Genomic DNA, 17,064 nt, shown 5'->3' with positions numbered 1-17,064 from the left:
CCCGTTGACGGCGGCCGGCGTGCCGGTCATCCGAAGATCTCTTCCTGTACCTGTTGAATGGCGGCCGCCAGGGCTCCGTGCCGGACGGCATGATCACGCCCCGTGCCGGGCCGGACCTCGGGTCGGTGGGCGACCAGTCGATGCAAACGGTCGGCGACCCGGTCGGCCAGCCGGTCACCGCCGGCCACCCCGATGTCACCGGTCAGCACGACCAGCTGCGGGTCGATCAGGCTGACCGCGATCACCGTCGCGTGGGCGATGCGCCCGGCCAGCTCGGCCAGAAACCCGTCCGGGTCGCCGGCACCTGGCTTGCCGTCGTTGATCGCGGCGACCGCGCGCCGGACCGCGGTGGCGGCCCGGCTGGCGCCGAGGCCGTAGCGCCCGGCCAGCTCGAGCACCGCCTTGGCGTCGATCAACTCCGACATCCGCTGCCCCTCGGGCGAGATCGGGGCGAAGTCGACCTCACCGGCCGCGCCGCGGGAGCCGCGGTGCAGCTTGCCGTCGACCAGCACCGCCGCGGCGACGCCCCGACTCATCCAGAGCAGCACCACGTCGCGATAGCCGCGGGCGCAACCGTGCCGCAATTCGTCGGTGGCGACCAGATTGACGTCGTTCTCCACCGTCACCGGCATCTCCAGTGCCTCGGCCAGCCGGCCGGGCACGTCGAAGTCGTACCAGCGGGGGAGATGTGGGGCGTAGCCGAGGAAGCCGGTCACCGGATCGATAGAGCCGGAGATGCCGACCACGGCCCGGCGCGGCACGTCGGCCGGCAGGTCATGATCACGAAGCAGGTCCAGCACCGCGCGCCGCAGCACCGGAACCGGGTCAGGCCCGCTACCGCGAAGATTGATCTTGCGGTCCGCCACCAGCGTCCCGGTCAGATCGACCACGCCGACGTCGAAGCTGGCCGAGATCACGTCGACGCCGACCGCGTAGCCGGCCCGTTCGTCGATCGTCCAGAGCTTGGCGTTGGGGCCCGGCCCGGCGCTGGTCCGGTGCCCGTCCTGGCGGACCAGCCCGATCTCGGCCAGCCGGCGCAACAGCTCGGCGGCGGCCGGCTTGGACAGCCCGATCTCGTGCTCGAGCTCGGTCCGGGACAGCGGCCCGTGCAGTGCCAGGGCCTGCAACGCGGCGCGATCGTTCATCGCCCGCAGTGCCCCCGGCCCCCGGATCCGCACGCTCAGCCCCTTCCCTGCGGCTAATCGTCTGGAAAGTTTCCAGACAGATGCAGCATGGTCCTCGGCACCCCGCATCGTCAAGAGGTGGCGGCGATCGAAGCGTCGTCGCAAGGAACCTGGTGGCCGTGGAAGTGGGGCAGCCCGACGATGACTGAGACCGACCGCCGCTGGGCCCGGCGCTTCTTCTGAGCCCGGCGCGGGACAGGAGAAGCTCCGGGGTGATCACTTTCGGCGGAGCCGACTGATCACGCGGAAGGTCCACAGGCACATCACCACGATCACGAACACGCCGCTCCCCGCCGCCTCGAGCGGCAAGCGATCCCAGAGCGTCCGCACCACGAGGGCGAGTGCCACGGCAGCCGTGCCGAGCACAGCTGCCTGCACTCGCGAGTCGGCGACGGCCGCTCTGTCGAAGTCGTAGCGGCCGGTGTTGGCCCGCCGAGCCGTGTGGACACTCCCCAGGATCGCTCCCGTCAATGACGCGGACAGGGCGCCCAGTGCGTAGCTGCCGAGAAATCCGAAGAACAGACCGCTCGGGACCCGTTCGGCCGGCCAGACCAGGACGCTCAGGATCACTGTTGCCGCCAGGCTGACGGCGAACAGCGAGCCAAAAATGATCACGGCAAGCCAGGCCGGGACCGTTCCGTCCTTGCCGATTCCAGCAGTCACGGCCGGCCAGCTTACCGACGGACGGGCCCAGTGGTGGTTCTCCCAAGCAGCCGGTCAGCGGGCGCGGATGTGGACCCAGCGGCGGTACGTGCTCCGGTCGAGACCGAGCCGGAGGTTGGAGCGGTGGGCCATGGCCAGGCCGGAGAGCAGGGCCACGAAGGCGACCAGGCCGCCGCAGAGCAGCATGCTCGGCCGGGCACCGAAGTGGTCGATCAGCCAGCCGACCGCCGGGCTGCCCAGGGCCTGGCCGCCGAGCAGCACCAGCAGATAGACGCTCATCACCCGGCCGCGCACCGCCGGCGCGGTGGTCAGCTGGACCAGCGAGTTGGCCCCGGTCAGGAACTGCAGGGTGAGCAGGCCGATCAAGATCAACACCATGCCGAAGGTCCAGACGCTGGGCGCGATCGCGGCGATGGCCAGGGTGAAGCCGAGCAGGGTGAGCAGGCTGACCAGCACCCGGAGCCGGACCTGCCCCTGCCGCCGGGCCGAGATCAGCGCCCCGGCCAGGGCGCCGATCGCGGTCAGCGAGTTGAACAGCGAATAGCCGCTGACCCCGGTCCCGAACTCGTGATCGGCGAAGGCGGCCAGGATCACCGGCATATTGAGCCCGAACAGGCCGATGGTCGCGACCAGCACGATGGTCCAGGCCACCTCGGAGGTGTTCTGGATGTAGCGCAGCCCCTCCCGCAGTTGGCCCTTGGCCTTCTGAACGATCGTGCTGTTGCTGGGCGCCGGCCGGATGATGATCAACATCCCGACCACGACCAGGCACGAGGCGGCGTTGATCAGGAACGACCAGCCCTGGCCGACCGCGCTGATCAACATCCCGGACAGGGCCGGGCCGAGCAGGGCGCCGAACTGGAACACCGAGGAGTTCAGGCTGACCGCGTTGCGGATGTGTTGATCACCGACCAGCTCGGAGACATAGACCTGGCGGGTCGGGTTGTCGACCACGGTGACGAAGCCGAGCACCGCGGCGACTGCATACACGTGCCAGACCTGCACCGTGCCGGTGAGCGCCAGCAGGCCCAGCGTCAATGCCATCAGGGTTGCGACCGACTGGGTGATGATCAACAGCAGCCGCTTGTTGTAGCGGTCGGCCAGCACCCCGCCGAACAGGCCGAACAGCAGCACCGGGGTGAACTGCAGGGCGACCGCGACGCCGACCGCGGCGACGCTCCCGGTCAGCTCGAGGACCAGCCAGTCCTGCGCGATGCGCTGCATCCACAGCCCGGTCGTGGCGACCACCTGGGAGGACAGGAACAGCCGGTAGTTCCGGACCTGCAGGGCGGCCAAGGTGCGCGGCCATTGGCGCTGCCGGATGGGCCGGGTGAGGAGATCGAGACCGAACGAGGCCGAGCGGGACCGCTCGGCGGGCGCCGTGGACAAGGCGAAACACCTAACTCAGATTGGCTGGACAGACATCGCCGGATCGGCCGGCGAGCGAAGAGCTCGTCTCTGAGGTCGCCCGACACCAACCCTAAGGCGTGGCGCTGATATTCAGCAAAGACATAAGGCCTATATATTGTATTGGCTGGAGTTATAAGACAGCGGGACGGAGATTGTCGTGGCCGATGACAAGACGTTCGATCCGACGCTGCTCCGTACCTTCCTCGCGGTGGCCAACGGCCTCAGCTTCACCCGGGCGGCCGAGCAGCTCGGGCTCAGCCAGCCCACCGTGTCGCAGCACGTCCGCCGGCTCGAGGACGCCGCCGGGCGGCAGCTGATCCAGCGGGACACCCGGTCGGTGTCGCTGACCGACAACGGTGAGGCGATGGCCGGGTTCGCCCGGACCATCCTGGCCTCGATCGACGAGGCGGTGTCGTACTTCACCGGATCGGCCATGCGCGGCCGGCTTCGGTTCGGCGCGGCCGACGAGCTGGCGGTGAGCGAACTGCCGACGATCCTGCGCGAGTTCCGGCAGCTCTATCCGCGGATCAACCTGGAGCTGACCGTGACCCAGAGCGGCACCCTGCTGCGCCGGCTGGCCTCGAATCACCTCGACCTGATCTTCATCAACCAGGAGGCCGACTCGCACCGCGGCCAGCTGGTCCGCCGCGACCGGCTCGTCTGGGTCGGGCTCGACCGGACCCAGATCGAGCCCGCGCACCCGGTGCCACTGGTCACCTATCCGGCGCCGAGCTGGAGCCGGGACGCGGCGCTGTCGGCCCTGGAGAACGCGCACCGGACCTGGCGGATCACCTGCAACACCCGCGAGATCAACGGCATCCTGGCCGCCACCCGGGCCGGCCTCGGCATCTCGATCCTGGCCCAGAGCCGGGTCCCGCCCGACCTGCGCAACCTCTCCGGCCGCTTCGACCTCCCCCCGCTCCCGGACATCGAAATGGCTCTCGTCGCCAACCCCCGCTCCGCCCGCGGCCCCGTAGACGCCCTCGCCAAAGCCATCACCAACCTCCCCCTAACCCCCCTCCGCCCCTAACTCCGGGCTATCGAAGGGCGAAGACTTCGCTGCATGGCTGCTACGGATCATCAAAAACTCGGGAATCCATGAAAACTCGGAACACAATGGTATTTTCGTTTTCGCCGAGGTTAAGGAGTAGCTATGAGCGCCGAACGAGCCGTCAAAGGCCTGCGTGCTGTGCTGCCTCGGACGGCCTCGTTCTCGACCGTTACCGAGCCCTCACCTGGGTCAGCTCGCGACTGGCGCCCCGACGCCCTTGTCAGCGTCGCCGGTCAAACGATTGCCGTCGAGTGGCTGCGGGCCGGCACCCTCCCGGCCGTCACGAACGTCCTCAACCGGTCCCCACGCCCCTATGTCACCGTCATCGTCGCGCCCAAGATGTCCGAGGGGGCTCGGGCAGCCGCGGCCAAAGCGGGAGTCGGCTGGGTCGAGGAAACCGGGGCCGCCGAAATCAGTCTCCCGTTCCTGATTGTCAGCCGAACCGCGCCGCCGCAGCTCGCATCGAAACAAGTGCGATGGCGGGCTAGCGACCTCGGAGTCGCGGAAGCACTCCTTGAAGGTGTACGACCGACAGTTGACGAAGTGACCAAGGCGACTGGTATGTCGTCCAGTACGGTGACGGCATCGCTAGCGTTCCTCGCTGCCGAGGGACAGCTGGAAGCTGATGCGGCTCGCGGACGGAAGTCGGCGCGCAGCCTGAGCGACCCAGGCGCCCTTCTGGACAGTTATGCGTCCGCCGCTGGCGCCTTCGCTCCGAAGGCCGAGATCCACGTGGGCCTACTCGCCCGAGACCCATTGGCCGCCATCGCTGAGATCGGCGAAAGCTGGCGCAAGCAGAAGGTCACATGGGCGGCTACCTCGGCGGTCGCTGCCGCCGCTCTTGCCCCGTTCGCTACCCAGGTTGCGCCACTACTCGTCTACATCGATGCCGACACTCACCCGCAGCTGGTTGCCGGTGCCGAACTGGTCAACCTGTCTCCCATTCGTGGCGGACGGCTAGCCCTGCGACCCTTCCCCACGAAGGCGACTGCAAAGCTCAGCGAATGGCGTGACGGGCTCGCTATCGTGCCGTGGGCTAGGTGCTACGCGGACCTCATGACCACCGGCGTGCGGGGAGAAGACATCGCTACCAACCTGCGAGAGCTGATGCTCAATGAGTGAAATGGAGCCGGAACGCACTCGTAGAGCGCGAGCTGCCGCCGAGCTCGCCTTGGTATGCGTCGCCCACCACTATGGGACGAAGCCGGGCTTCGTTCTTCTCGGCGGCCTTGTTCCGGAGTTGCTGTGCTCGGACTCGGAGTGGTTGCACGCCGGAACGACTGACATTGACGTCCAGGTGAACCTGGAGATCGCGGCTGGCGCCGACAACGCGGCCCGGCTCGAGCAGGCGCTCAAGGATGCGCACTTCAAGCCGTCCGAGGACAAGGTCTGGCGCTGGAACCAGGTCGATGAGAACGGCAATAAGACTGTCGTGAAATTCGAGCTCCTGGCAGACCTCGATGACCAGCGAGCAGAGGCCATCGTCAACTTCAACGGCGCCGAGAATCTGGGCGCCGTTAATCTGCGCGGTACCAGGTACGCCACCAAGGGTGCCGTCGAGCGAGAGTTCAACGCCGAGGTCGACGGCGAGCTCCGGGTCGTTCGGCTCAACGTTGCCGGACTGCCCGGGTACCTGATCGCGAAGGCCGCCGCGGCGCACGGCCGTAATAAAGCCAAGGACTGGTACGACATCGCGTTCGTGCTTCTCCACAACGACGAGGGCGGCCACCGCGTAGCTGCAAACCGGGTTGTCGAGACATTCGGGACGTCACCAGGGACCCGTATGCACACCTGGTTGGTGAACCTTCGCGCCAACTTTGCCGACCTCGATGCCCCGGGCCCTCAGGCATACGTGTCGCAGTTCTACATCGATCATCCCGACGCCGACTTGGACCAGGCTGCGGCCGATGCGGTGCTGGCGGTCACGGAGTTCTGCGAGATCGTCGCCGGCAGCTAGTAGCGCGTCGCAGCTAGCTCAGGGCGTACGGCGACGCCCGGCGTCGTCGATGGTGAAAGTGCCACGTGACCTACTGGGCGATGGGGGCGGTGATCCAGGGGTCGGGGATGCCGAAGCCGGCGAGCAGTTCCGGGACGTGCGGGCGCAGCTGTTCGCACAGGTCGTCGACGGCCTTGACGATCTCCTTCGCCCGGCGGTCGCTGATCCGGTTGTGCTCCAGATACCAGGCCCGGTCGGCCTCCATCCCGGAGAGGACGTGCAGGTCGCAGAGCAGGTCGAGCAGGTCGGCCTGCTCCGGGCAGGTGTCGATGCCGGCCAGGAACGCCTCCGTCACCTGCCGCTCGACATGCGCCGACGCGGCGGTCAGCAGATGCGGCTGGACCGCGTTGAAGGCGTCGAACGGGTCGGCGTCACCGGCCATCCGCCCCCGCAGTCGTAGCGCCGCGGTCTCGATCAGGTGCTTCTCCCGGTCCTCCAGCTGGGCCAGCTGCCAGGCCCGGTCGCGGATCTCCGGCTGCTCCCCGCGCCGCCGGCGCAGGCGTTCGAGCACCCCGCGGTTGACCGTCCGCTCGGTGGCGAAGCCGACGAACTGGTCGGCGACGAAGCGGGCCACGCCGCGGATGTCGAGATCCTCGAACTGGGTCGAGTAGTCGGTCAGCAGCCCCTTGCCGACCAGTTGCAGCAGCACCGTGTTGTCGCCCTCGAAGGTGGCGAACACGTCGATGTCGGCGCGCAGCTGCGGCAGTACGTTCTCGGCCAGGTAGCCGGCACCGCCGCAGGCCTCGCGGCAGACCTGGATGGTCCGGGTCGCGTGCCAGGTCGACGCCGCCTTCAGCCCGGCGGCCCGCGACTCGAGCTCGCGCTGGCGTTGATCTTGGTCGGCCGGGTCGGCGGCCGGCGCGGTGAGATGCTCGTGCAGGTCCTCCAGCAACGCGTTCTGCGCCAGCGACAGTGCGTACGTCCGCGCCAGGGCCGGCAGCAGCCGTCGCTGATGCGCCCGGTAGTCGAGCAGCACCACCTCTTCCTCCTCGCGGCCCGGCCGCGGGAACTGCCGCCGGGCCAGGCCGTGCCGGCCGGCGATGGTCAGCGCCAGCTTGGCCGCGTTCTGGGCCGCGCCGGCGACGCTGACCCGGCCCCGGACCAGGGTGCCGATCATAGTGAAGAAGCGCCGGCCGGAGCTCTTGATCGAGCTCGTGTACGTCCCGTCGGCGGCGACCTGGCCGTACCGGTCGAGCAGCGCGTCCCGCGGCACCCGGACCCGGTCGAAGCTGATCCGGCCGTTGTCGACGCCGTTCAGGCCCGCCTTCCGGCCGCAGTCGCCGATCGTCACACCGGGCAGCGGCTGGCCCAACTCGTCCCGGATCGGCACCAGCAGGGCATGCACGCCGTGGGACTCCGCACCGGTGATCAACTGCGCGAAGACCACGGCGACCCGGCCGTCCCGGGCGGCGTTGCCGATGTATTCCTTGCGCGCGGACGCGGTCGGGGAGTGGATCTCGAACTCCTCGGTCTCCGGCCGATAGGTCGCGGTGGTCTCCAGCGACTGGACGTCGGAGCCGTGCCCGGACTCGGTCATCGCGAAGCAGCCGAGCAGGTCGAGGTCGATCGCGTCCCGCAGATAGGCCTGGCGGTGCCGTTCGGTGCCGAGCGCCGCGATCGCCCCGGCGAACAGGCCCCACTGCACGCCGGACTTGACCATCAGCGACAGATCGCGGAAGCCGAGCATCTCCATCGCGACCATGCCGCCGCCGACGTCACCAGTGCCGCCGTACGCCGGATCGAACCCCACCTGCGGCAGGCCCGAGGCGGCGAATTCGCGCAGCCGGTCCAGCACCCGGGCCCGGTGCTCCTCGGTGCCGAGCTCGTACGACGGCGGGTCGAAGTGGCGCAGTTCGAACCCGCGGGCGCGGTCCCGGACCTCGGCCCACCGGCCGTCCAGCAGCCGGGTCAGCGATCCCGTCGTCCCCGTGCTGTTCGTCTCCGTACTCTCCGTCGCAGTGCTGTCCATGACCCGGATCGTAGGGGCAGACTGGTGAAATGGCTCGATACCTGGTCAACGACGCCGGTGTGGCCCGTGCGCGGAAGCTGATCGCCGCCCGCCAGTACGTGCTGGACAGCGACTGGGGCGACGTCCAGCCGTCGGCCGAGGTGCAGAACGGCTACCTCGACCGGCACGGCTGGGATGAGTACGCCGGCTGGCATCTCGGGCTGACCGACGGCGCGAACGACGAGACCAAGGCGCGCTTCGCGTTCGTCTACGGCGACTTCCGGCGGATCCACCGGACCGGCCTGATCGCCTGCGTCTACCGGGCCGCGGAGTGGCGGCACAAGCAGGTCGAGCTGGCCGCCCACGCACTGCTGCAGGAGCTCGACCAGGCCGCCGGGATCGAGTGACCGGTTACCCGACCCGGTCTCGGCCAGGGGATATCGGGTTGGCCGGGCCTGGGCGCCCCAGCTAGGCTGGGCGAGCCTGAAAACAGGTGATTCACGCATGCCCGGAGGGAAATTGACGTGCCGGTAGGCAAGGTACGGTTCTTCGACGCCGAGAAGGGTTTCGGCTTCTTGACCAAGGATGGCGGTGGCGACGTCTACGTGCGCGCCAACGCGCTGCCGGCTGGGGTGACCGCCCTGAAACCCGGTCAGAAGGTCGAGTTCGACCTGATCGAGGGGCGTCGTGGCGAACAGGCCTGGGCGCTCCGGCTGATGGAGGCACCGCCGAGCCTGGCGAAGGCCAACCGGAAGTCCACGGAGCAGATGGGGATCATCGTCGAGGACCTGATCAAGATGCTGGACGGCATCGGTAACACGTACCGTCGCGACAAGCGCCCGGATGCCAAGACCGGCGCCAAGGTGGCCAGCGTGCTCCGCGCGGTGGCCGACGAACTGGAGCTCTGAGGCATGCCGCGGACCGTGAAGGCCGACCAGATCTGTGTCGACGCCGTCGACCTCGCCCGGTCGGCGGCGGAGGAGACCGCCGACCAGCTCGGCGTCGGTGATCATCTCGGCTACGAGTCCGAAGGCGACCGGCTGGTCAGTCACTTCTTCGGCTGCCCGCACCCGGGTTACCGCGGTTGGCGCTGGTCGGTGACCGTCTCGCGCGCGTCCCGGGCCAAGGTGCCGACCGTGAACGAGGTCGTGCTGCTGCCCGGTGACGGCGCGCTGCTGGCGTCGTCCTGGGTGCCGTGGGCGGAACGGATCCAGCCCGGCGACGTGACCGCCGGGATCGTGCTGCCGACCGCCGACAACGATCCGCGGCTGGAGCCCGGCTACACCGGCGGGGAGCAGGCGGCCGACGCCGATCCGGCCGAGGCGAGCCAGACCCGGGCGATCGTGGCCGAGCTCGGCCTCGGCCGGGAGCGGGTGCTGTCGCCGCAGGGCCGGGACGAGGCCGCCGAGCGATGGCTGACCGGCGCCGGCGGCCCGGACAACGAGACCACCCGGCTGGCTCCCGGCCACTGCCTGAGCTGCGGCTTCTTCGTCCGGCTGAGCGGTCGGCTCGGGCGCGGGTTCGGGGTCTGCACCAACGCCTTCTCGGCCAACGACGCGCAGGTCGTCACCGTCGACCACGGCTGCGGCGCGCACTCCAGTGTCGTCTCCGACGACCGGGCGACCGAGCTGCCGCCGCCGGTCTGGGACACGATCGTCTGGGACGAGCCCGCCACCCTGTTCGACTGAACCGCCGGCATCCGGTGACGCCGACGTTGACCCGGAGCGAGTCACGGCTGGCCCGGGTGATCATCGTGCTCGGCGTGGTCCTGATCGCGACCAGCATGCGACCGGCGCTGACCTCGGTCGGCCCGGTGCTGGATCGGATCGGCCTGGACACCGGGCTGCCGGCGACCGGTCTCGGCCTGCTGGCCGCGGTGCCGCTGCTCGCGTTCGCGGCGATCTCGCCGCTGGTGCACCAGGTCGCCGTCCGCTGGGGGATCGACCGGACGCTGCTGTTCGCCCTGCTGCTGCTCGCCGTCGGCGTCGGTACGCGCTCGATCGCCGGGCCGGTCTGGCTCTGGGCCGGCACCATGATCATCGGCACGGCGATCGCGGTGATCAACGTGCTGCTGCCGGCCGTGGTGAAGCGGGACTTCCCCGGCCAGGTGCCGCGGATGACCGCGAGCTACTCGGCGGTGATGAACGGCTCCGCGGCGGTCGCCTCCGGGCTCAGCGTGCCGCTGGCCGACCTGTTGCCGGCCGACTGGCGCGGCGCGCTGGTGGTCTGGTCGGGCCCGGCCTTGATCGCCGCAATCGCTTGGCTGCTACGGATCCGGGTGCTGCGTCACCGGGCCTCCGCCGGGCCGGGGGTGCCGGTTGTTGCGCCGCGACCGGTCGATCCGGAGCGAACCATGTGGCGCTCGGCCCTGGCCTGGCAGGTGACGCTGACGATGGGACTGCAGTCGACGATCTTCTACATCTTGGTCACCTGGCTGCCGACCATCGAGGTCGACCGCGGCCTGCCGCCGGCGCTGGCCGGGCTGCATCTGTTGATCATGCAGGTGGCGGGGATGGTCGCCGGCTGGACGATCGGCAGCACCTTGTCCCGATGGCGGGACCAGCGAGCGGTCGGCGTGCTGCTCGGGGCCGGCATGATCATCGCCATGATCGGCATCCTGGTTGCGCCGGCCGTGATCCTGCTCTGGGTGATCATCGCCGGGATGTGCTCCGGCTCGTCGATCATGCTCGCGCTGACCGTGATCGGGCTGCGCACCCGGACCGCGGCCCAGACGACCAGGCTGTCCGGCATGGCCCAGTCGGTCGGCTATCTGATGGCGGCCGGCGGCCCGATCGCCGGCGGCTGGCTGCACACCGTGACCGGTGACTGGCAGGCCGTGTTGATCTTGATCATCGTGCTCGCCGCCGGGCACGGGACGGCCGGGTATCTGGCCGGCCGCAATCGGCACACCCACGCCCGGGTCGACTAGAGTCGGTGTGGCGCGCGACGCGCCGTGATCATTAGCGGGACGAGGGAGGTCGATGAATATGGCTGCCGCCGGCCGTCTTCAGCGACCCGCTTTCCTTCGAATGATCAGGAGTTACCCATGCACGCTTCCGCTTCCCACCATCCTGCGCTGATCACGGACCGCCTGGCCCTGCGCTTCTGGCCGCCCGAGTCGGGCTCGAACGGGCCGGCTTCCGGCGCGTCCGCTCCGATCCGGTGCAGGGCACGGCCGACTACGCCTTGCGGCGGCCCGAATCGATCGGCGGGTGAAGCCAGGTCACCCGGCCGGGGGATGGCGCCGGCTGGGTGAACCGGCAGAGTCGGTGACGGCATCGATCGAGGAGCGACCGACATGATCAACCGTGCAACGACAGCCACCACGCCGGCTGCCGCCGTGCACCCGCGGGACGGCCGGCCACCGGCCCGCTGGGCCGTCCGGGCCGCCCACCTGGCCGCCCTGACCACCGTCCCGTCGGGGCTCTGGCGACTCTGCCTCGCCGCCGGATTCAGCCTGGGCTATCACCCGGACTGGATGGCCCACAACGCCGCCACCGTGCTGGACCGGGTCTACCTGGTCGCGCTGAGCCTGGTCACCGAAGGCCTGGCGCTGCTGACGCTCGGCCTGGTCCGGCCCTGGGGCGAGGTGCTGCCGTCCTGGCTGCCCCTGGTCGGCGGCCGGCGGGTGCCGCCGCTCGCCGCCGCGGTGCCGGCCGGCCTGGGCGCGGTGGCCCTGACCCTGCTCTGGGGCGCCAACCCGCTGCTGTTCACCGACCTCTTCCACGATCCGCTGGAACCTGACGGTGGCTGGCAGATCCTGATGGCGAGCGCGTACCTGCCGCTGGTGCTCTGGGGTCCGCTACTCGGCGCCGTCACCGTGGCCTATGTCCGACGACGGATGATGGGGAGCTGAGGAAGTTGATGCCGGGAGAGGGGTCAGGACAAGGTTCGCAGGATTTCGGACCATCAGGGCGGAGTCGCTGTCGCGGCGTCGGGCCGTTGGCCAGGATCGCGTCGCGGCCCCGGCGAACCGGTGCCGGACGATTCGAAAGGTTTCGCTTATGACGCTCGTATTCATCACCTTGGCTTCCTCGGTCGACGGATTCGTCTCCGGCCGCGGGGCCCGAGCCGGCCGCGGACTCGGCGACGGCTTCCGCATCTTCGACTGGTTGTCCGATGACAGCGCCGCCAACCGGGCGATCGCCGAATACGACGGCCGCCGGACCGGGGCCGTCGTGTCGGGGCGTAACACCTACGAACACGCGGCCCGGTGGGGCGGCGACAGCATGGTGCCCGGCGTTCCGTTGTTCGTCGTCAGCCGCGACCCGATCCCGGACGCCGCGCCGGGGCAGACGATCGTGACCGACGGGCTCGAATCGGCGATCCGCCAAGCCCGAGAGGTCGCCGAAGCCGTCGGGAAGGACGTGAAGATCACGTCCGGCGCGACCGCGACCGAGGCGCTCAAGCTGGGCTTGCTCGACGAGCTCGTCATCGACCTGGTCCCGACCCTGTTGGGCGGCGGGCGTCCGTACTTCCACGAGCTGCCGGAAGCGATCGAACTCGAATGCACGTCGGTTGCCGTCAACCAGGGCGTGACCCACCTGACCTATCGCGTTATCCGTCCGCCCCGGCAGTGATCATTCTGAATCGGGAGGGCGGGACGCCGTAGGTCGCGAGGAAGGCGACTCGGAAGGTTTCGGTGGTGGCGAAGCCACAGCGTTTCGCGACCCGGGACAGCGGCAGCGAGGTCGTCGACATCAGTTGGGCGGCGGCCTCGGCCCGAGCCTGCCGCACGAAGCGGGCGGGGGTCTGTCCGAGATCGCGTTGAAAGAGCCGGGACAGGTGCCTGGCACTGATCCCGGCCTTGCTGGCGAGCGTGGGGGTGGCCAGGTCGCCGCTCAGTCGGCGGGTGATGTGCTCGACGATCTTCGCCACGATGGGGTCCGCGGGCGCCGGGGCACCGGTGTGCAGACTGATCTGGGCCTGGTTGGCGGGCCGGTGCAAGTAGGTCACGAGTGCCCGCGCGACCTCGCGGGCTCGGGCCTCGCCCAGATCCTCGGCGACAAGGGCGAGGGTCAGGTCGAGGGCCGCGGTCACGCCGGCCGAGGTGTAGACGGATCCATCCCGGATGTAGATGGGATCCGGGTCGAACGTCACGGCCGGATACTGACGAGCGTAGAGGTCCGTGAATCCCCAATGGGTGGTGGCCCGGCGGCCGTCGAGCAGCCCGGCCTCGGCGAGGATGCCGACGCCGGTGCAGATCGAGGCAACCCGGCGAACCGTCGCGGCAAGTCGGCGGACGTGGCCGACGAGTCGCGGATCGGACGCGGCGGCACCGGAGCCGAATCCGCCGGAGATCACGAGCGTGTCCGCCGGACCGCGGTGCCGCTCGAGCGCACCGTGCGCGCGTAGTTCCAACCCCGATGCGCAGGTGATCGGCCGGCCTCCGGGGGTCAGCAGGCGCACCTGGTACGGCGTCTCGGACCGGTCCCGTCCGATGATCATCGCGGCGGTCGTCAACCCGGTCGTCAGGGTGGACGTCACGCACGCGATGTCGAGCAACTCGGCACCGTCGTAGCCGACAACCAAGATCAAGCGCGGCCCCATGGGCCCCGATCCTACGAGGCCGACCTGTCTGGTTTGGACCTACTCCCCAGGAATGTGGACATGGCCCGACGGGCGACCGTTAGCCGGCACCGAACCCGGGCAAGCTGCGTGGAGATCTGGACCGCCACCTACCGTTCCGACCATTGAGGAAGATGATCATGAAGGTTCTACGGCATGTTCTGCTGGCCATCGCGCTGTCCGCCTGCGTGATGACCGGATTCACCTTCGCGACAGCCACACCGGCGTCGGCGGCGACGCTCTTTCCCTGTGATCCGTACAATTCTCCCTACACCTACCTGTGCACCCGGATCACCAGCGCACCGGCACACGGCGTGCAGGTGAAGGACCGGAACTCCGGTTACATCTATACGCTCCACAACGGAGACAGCGTCGTGCTCGCCTCCTACAACGTCGATGACTACGGTCTGTGTGCCATCAACGGCGATCCGTTCGTGTGGAAGATCGGCTGGGTGAGCCAGGGTCGGCGCCACCTGGCTGTGATCGGCGACTGGTATCTGGCGACCGGATCCTTCGCGACCTGGCGCAAGGCGACCGACTCGTGGGGCCGAATGGATAACGCCCACCACCGGATTCCTGGCAACACGAACAACCGCGCCACCTGTGATCGAATCCAATGGTGGGACGGCTCCACCTATCCTTCCTGATCTTCGATTGACCTTGCCCAGCGGTTGCCGGAAACCCCTTGTTCGAATGGGTTCCGGGTTCACGGGGCCGGCCCGACAGCGGCCTGGATACCAACGGGGATTGGCTGCTCGGCCGTTGGACTGAGGTGTCGAGGTCAGCGGCATGAGAAGTCGCTGCCAACGATCCGCGAGATCGGACGTGCGGGACTGCGGCGGAGTGGTCAGCGGGGCGAGCGGGCGCACTGGCACGAATCGGGGGTGCAACGCCCCGTGGGGACCGAAATCGCCCGGTGGGTCCGCGTTGCGCCCCCGATTTGTGACGGTGAACCGTCTGGACGGCGGCCTCGTCTCGCGACGACCACGGCGTCGAGGTCGCGACCGGCTGGAAGGGGTAACTGCTCGGGCCGAGCGAGCCCGGCGCCGACCCGCTGCCGAGACGTCACTTGTGCACCGACACGCCGCGAAAACCGGTGTCTTGGTGACGTCTCGGCGGGGGTTTACTTGTAGGTCACCTGGATGACGGAGGGGCGGGGGCCGCGCCAGTCGCCGCGGTCGGGGCGGGAGCCCTCGGGCACGTAGTCCGGGAAGTACGAGTGCTGATCGCCCCAGGCACCGTCCTCACCCGGGTGTTGCACCGCCACGAACACCGACCCGTCGAGATCATGGATCACCGGACCACAGGTCTCCGCCTCGTTCGGCACCGCGAGGAACTGGACCAGGTGGCCACGCTCCCGCCCGGTGACCGGCACCCGGAACAGGCCGTCGGCCTTGCCGATGCCGCTCGGCGCGCCGTCGGTGGAGATCCACAGATTGCCGGTCGTGTCGAACGCGACGTTGTCCGGGCAGGAGATCGGCGACACCGGGCCGTCCCAGCCGCCGAAGTAGGTGCCGGCGTCATCCGGATTGCCGCAGACCAGGAACAGGTTCCAGTCGAACGTGGTCGCGTCGGCCGCGTTCTTGTGTTCGGTGAGCTCGATGATGTGGCCGTCCTTGTTCTTCGGCCGCGGGTTCGGCGCGTCGGTGCCGGGCTTGCCCTCGACGCCGCGGTTGGAGTTGTTGGTGCACGCGACGTACACCTTGCCGGTCCGCGGGTTGGGCTCGACGTCCTCGCACCGGTCCATCGGCGTGGCCTTCATCTTGTCGGCGGCGAGCCGGGTGAAGACCAGCACCTCGTCGATGCTCATGCCGGGCACGGCCGACTTGCCGTTCTGGGTCAGCGGCACCCAGGTGCCGCGACCGAGGTTGTCGTTGCCCGGCTTCTGCTGACCGCTGAACCGGGCCACATAGAGGTCGCCCTCGGTCAGCAGGGTCAGGTTGTGCCGCCGGGCCGCGGCCGAGTCGCCCTTCTTGTACTTCTTCTTCGCGACGAACTTGTAGAGGTAGTCGAACTGCTCGTCGTCCCCCATGTAGGCGACCACGGTGCCGTCGTCGTCGACCCGGACGTTGGCACCTTCGTGCTTCATCCGGCCCATCGCGGTGTGCTTGCGCGGGGTTGCGGTCGGGTCCTGCGGGTCGACCTCGACGATCCAGCCGAACCGGTGCGGCTCGTTCGCGTAGTCCGGCGTCGTCGCGTCGAAGCGCGGGTCGATCTTCTCCCAGCCGTACGTGCTCGGGGTGTTCTTCAGGCCGTAGCGCGCACTGCCCGGCGCGGCCGGATCGGCCTTGAAGTAGCCGTTGAAGTTCTCCTCGCCGGAGAGCACCGTGCCCCACGGCGTGGTGCCGCCGGCGCAGTTGCCGAAGGTGCCGGAGATCCGCTTGCCGGTCGGGTCGGCGGCCGTCTTCAGCAGCTCCGATCCGGCGGCCGGGCCGGTCGCGGCGAACAGCGAGTAGGCGGTGATCCGGTTGTTCTTCTCGCCGCCGCGGACGTACTTCCACGGCTTGCCCTTGCCGCCGCGCCGCAGCTCGACCACGCTCAGCCCGTGTGCGGCCATCAGCGTCCGCAACACCTCGGCCTCAGCCGCCTGGCTGCCGGTCGGGGGGAACATGATCGCCCGGTTGGTGTACTCGTGGTTGCAGACCAGCAGCGCCTGGCGGCCCGCCTTGTCGGTGACGATGATGTCCAGGTAGTCGTTGTTGTAGCCGAACTGCAGCTCCTGGGCCTCGGCGTTCGGGTGCTCCGGGTCGAAGGCCGGCGAGTTGTGGAACAGCGGGTCGCCCCAGCGCAGGATCGAGGTCCACTCGAAGCCGGGCGGTACGGTCAGCGCGTCCTTGGTCGCCTCGACCGGCGCGATCGGGTCGAACGGGAATCGGCCGCTGACCTTCCGTTCGCCGGGGGCCCGGCGGCCCTCGGTGGCGGCGGCGAACTCCGGCATCAGGGCCGGCGCGACGGCGGTCGCGGCCAGGGCGCCACCGCCGATCAGCAGCGCGCGGCGGCTCAGCTGGCCCGCCGCGATCTCGGCGAAGGTCGGCTCGCTGCTCGTGTTCGGTGGTGGGGAGGCGCAGGCGCTGTCGCACTTCAGGTGACAGGTGACGGCACTCCGGTTGCCATGGGTTTGGCCCAGCATGGGCAGGTTCCCCGATGTGGACAGTTTCATCGCACTCTCCCGAGATGTCTGACCGGTGTGAGGCCGGTCGGGGGTCTGGACAGCGCGAGCCTCTCCCTCGGCGATGAACGCCTC

The 17,064-nt window shown here is 69.2% G+C and carries 16 protein-coding genes; 10 read left to right on the top strand and 6 right to left on the bottom strand.

Annotation, left to right across the window (positions count from 1 at the left end):
- Nucleotides 1-26: 26 nt before the first annotated feature.
- From FNH24_RS29735 to FNH24_RS29725, 3 genes are all read right to left on the bottom strand, one after another.
- Complete coding sequence (locus tag FNH24_RS29735) at nt 27-1,178, bottom strand: ROK family transcriptional regulator (RefSeq protein WP_161606389.1); 1,152 nt, start codon at nt 1,176-1,178, stop codon at nt 27-29.
- 222 nt (nt 1,179-1,400) lie between these two features.
- Nucleotides 1,401-1,847 carry a hypothetical protein gene (locus tag FNH24_RS29730; protein ID WP_152365896.1) on the bottom strand — a complete coding sequence of 149 codons (447 nt, stop codon included), beginning with the start codon at nt 1,845-1,847 and terminating at the stop codon, nt 1,401-1,403.
- Nucleotides 1,848-1,901: 54 nt separating this feature from the next.
- A complete protein-coding gene (locus FNH24_RS29725) occupies nt 1,902-3,236 on the bottom strand; it encodes an MFS transporter (RefSeq protein ID WP_246187142.1) in 1,335 nt (444 codons plus the stop codon).
- 178 nt (nt 3,237-3,414) lie between these two features.
- Between FNH24_RS29725 and FNH24_RS29720 the strand changes: the two genes are divergently transcribed.
- From FNH24_RS29720 to FNH24_RS29710, 3 genes are all read left to right on the top strand, one after another.
- Complete coding sequence (locus FNH24_RS29720; protein ID WP_152365895.1) at nt 3,415-4,287, top strand: LysR substrate-binding domain-containing protein; 873 nt, start codon at nt 3,415-3,417, stop codon at nt 4,285-4,287.
- A 123-nt stretch (nt 4,288-4,410) separates the two neighbouring features.
- The gene (locus FNH24_RS29715; protein ID WP_152365894.1) at nt 4,411-5,430 is read left to right on the top strand and encodes a hypothetical protein; all 1,020 of its coding nucleotides are present in this window, start codon (nt 4,411-4,413) and stop codon (nt 5,428-5,430) included.
- A complete protein-coding gene (locus FNH24_RS29710; protein ID WP_152365893.1) occupies nt 5,423-6,265 on the top strand; it encodes a nucleotidyl transferase AbiEii/AbiGii toxin family protein in 843 nt (280 codons plus the stop codon). The genes FNH24_RS29715 and FNH24_RS29710 overlap by 8 nt, the downstream gene beginning before the upstream one ends.
- Nucleotides 6,266-6,335: 70 nt before the next feature.
- On the opposite strand, the gene FNH24_RS29705 is transcribed toward FNH24_RS29710, so the two are convergent.
- Nucleotides 6,336-8,273, bottom strand: a complete 1,938-nt coding sequence (locus FNH24_RS29705; protein WP_152365892.1) for an acyl-CoA dehydrogenase family protein — start codon at nt 8,271-8,273, stop codon at nt 6,336-6,338.
- 29 nt (nt 8,274-8,302) lie between these two features.
- On the opposite strand from FNH24_RS29705, the gene FNH24_RS29700 reads away from it, so the two are divergent.
- The 6 genes from FNH24_RS29700 (at nt 8,303) to FNH24_RS29675 (ending at nt 12,832) form a co-directional block, all read left to right on the top strand.
- Nucleotides 8,303-8,659: a hypothetical protein gene (locus tag FNH24_RS29700; RefSeq protein WP_152365891.1), complete on the top strand. Its 357-nt coding sequence runs from the start codon at nt 8,303-8,305 to the stop codon at nt 8,657-8,659.
- 117 nt (nt 8,660-8,776) lie between these two features.
- Nucleotides 8,777-9,160: a cold-shock protein gene (locus FNH24_RS29695; RefSeq protein ID WP_152365890.1), complete on the top strand. Its 384-nt coding sequence runs from the start codon at nt 8,777-8,779 to the stop codon at nt 9,158-9,160.
- A 3-nt stretch (nt 9,161-9,163) separates the two neighbouring features.
- A complete protein-coding gene (locus FNH24_RS29690) occupies nt 9,164-9,940 on the top strand; it encodes a DUF3027 domain-containing protein (protein WP_152365889.1) in 777 nt (258 codons plus the stop codon).
- A 14-nt stretch (nt 9,941-9,954) separates the two neighbouring features.
- The gene (locus tag FNH24_RS29685; protein ID WP_152365888.1) at nt 9,955-11,181 is read left to right on the top strand and encodes a CynX/NimT family MFS transporter; all 1,227 of its coding nucleotides are present in this window, start codon (nt 9,955-9,957) and stop codon (nt 11,179-11,181) included.
- A 369-nt stretch (nt 11,182-11,550) separates the two neighbouring features.
- Nucleotides 11,551-12,108: a hypothetical protein gene (locus FNH24_RS29680; RefSeq protein ID WP_152365887.1), complete on the top strand. Its 558-nt coding sequence runs from the start codon at nt 11,551-11,553 to the stop codon at nt 12,106-12,108.
- A gap of 148 nt (nt 12,109-12,256) precedes the next feature.
- Entirely contained in the window at nt 12,257-12,832 is a 576-nt protein-coding gene (locus tag FNH24_RS29675; RefSeq protein WP_152365886.1) for a dihydrofolate reductase family protein, read from the top strand.
- On the opposite strand, the gene FNH24_RS29670 is transcribed toward FNH24_RS29675, so the two are convergent.
- Nucleotides 12,810-13,802: a GlxA family transcriptional regulator gene (locus FNH24_RS29670; protein ID WP_152365885.1), complete on the bottom strand. Its 993-nt coding sequence runs from the start codon at nt 13,800-13,802 to the stop codon at nt 12,810-12,812. The genes FNH24_RS29675 and FNH24_RS29670 overlap by 23 nt on opposite strands.
- A gap of 152 nt (nt 13,803-13,954) precedes the next feature.
- On the opposite strand from FNH24_RS29670, the gene FNH24_RS29665 reads away from it, so the two are divergent.
- Nucleotides 13,955-14,467, top strand: coding sequence for a hypothetical protein (locus FNH24_RS29665; RefSeq protein WP_152365884.1), 513 nt, complete (start codon nt 13,955-13,957; stop codon nt 14,465-14,467).
- Nucleotides 14,468-14,943: 476 nt separating this feature from the next.
- On the opposite strand, the gene FNH24_RS29660 is transcribed toward FNH24_RS29665, so the two are convergent.
- On the bottom strand, nt 14,944-16,950 hold the full coding sequence (locus FNH24_RS29660) for a PhoX family protein (protein WP_246187141.1): 2,007 nt from the start codon (nt 16,948-16,950) through the stop codon (nt 14,944-14,946).
- Nucleotides 16,951-17,064 lie beyond the last annotated feature (114 nt).

Origin of the sequence: Microlunatus speluncae, assembly GCF_009299835.1 — a bacterium.
GTDB lineage: Bacteria > Actinomycetota > Actinomycetes > Propionibacteriales > Propionibacteriaceae > Microlunatus > Microlunatus speluncae.
This window is presented reverse-complemented; position numbering and strand designations above follow the sequence as displayed.

What these genes read in the sequence shown, in the direction of transcription:
- FNH24_RS29715 (WP_152365894.1), top strand. Translation starts at nt 4,411, where the DNA reads ATGAGCGCCGAACGAGCCGTCAAAGGCCTGCGTGCTGTGCTGCCTCGG.
- FNH24_RS29710 (WP_152365893.1), top strand. Translation starts at nt 5,423, where the DNA reads ATGAGTGAAATGGAGCCGGAACGCACTCGTAGAGCGCGAGCTGCCGCC.
- FNH24_RS29705 (WP_152365892.1), bottom strand. Translation starts at nt 8,273, where the DNA reads ATGGACAGCACTGCGACGGAGAGTACGGAGACGAACAGCACGGGGACG.
- FNH24_RS29700 (WP_152365891.1), top strand. Translation starts at nt 8,303, where the DNA reads ATGGCTCGATACCTGGTCAACGACGCCGGTGTGGCCCGTGCGCGGAAG.
- FNH24_RS29690 (WP_152365889.1), top strand. Translation starts at nt 9,164, where the DNA reads ATGCCGCGGACCGTGAAGGCCGACCAGATCTGTGTCGACGCCGTCGAC.
- FNH24_RS29680 (WP_152365887.1), top strand. Translation starts at nt 11,551, where the DNA reads ATGATCAACCGTGCAACGACAGCCACCACGCCGGCTGCCGCCGTGCAC.
- FNH24_RS29675 (WP_152365886.1), top strand. Translation starts at nt 12,257, where the DNA reads ATGACGCTCGTATTCATCACCTTGGCTTCCTCGGTCGACGGATTCGTC.
- FNH24_RS29670 (WP_152365885.1), bottom strand. Translation starts at nt 13,802, where the DNA reads ATGGGGCCGCGCTTGATCTTGGTTGTCGGCTACGACGGTGCCGAGTTG.
- FNH24_RS29665 (WP_152365884.1), top strand. Translation starts at nt 13,955, where the DNA reads ATGATCATGAAGGTTCTACGGCATGTTCTGCTGGCCATCGCGCTGTCC.
- FNH24_RS29660 (WP_246187141.1), bottom strand. Translation starts at nt 16,950, where the DNA reads ATGCTGGGCCAAACCCATGGCAACCGGAGTGCCGTCACCTGTCACCTG.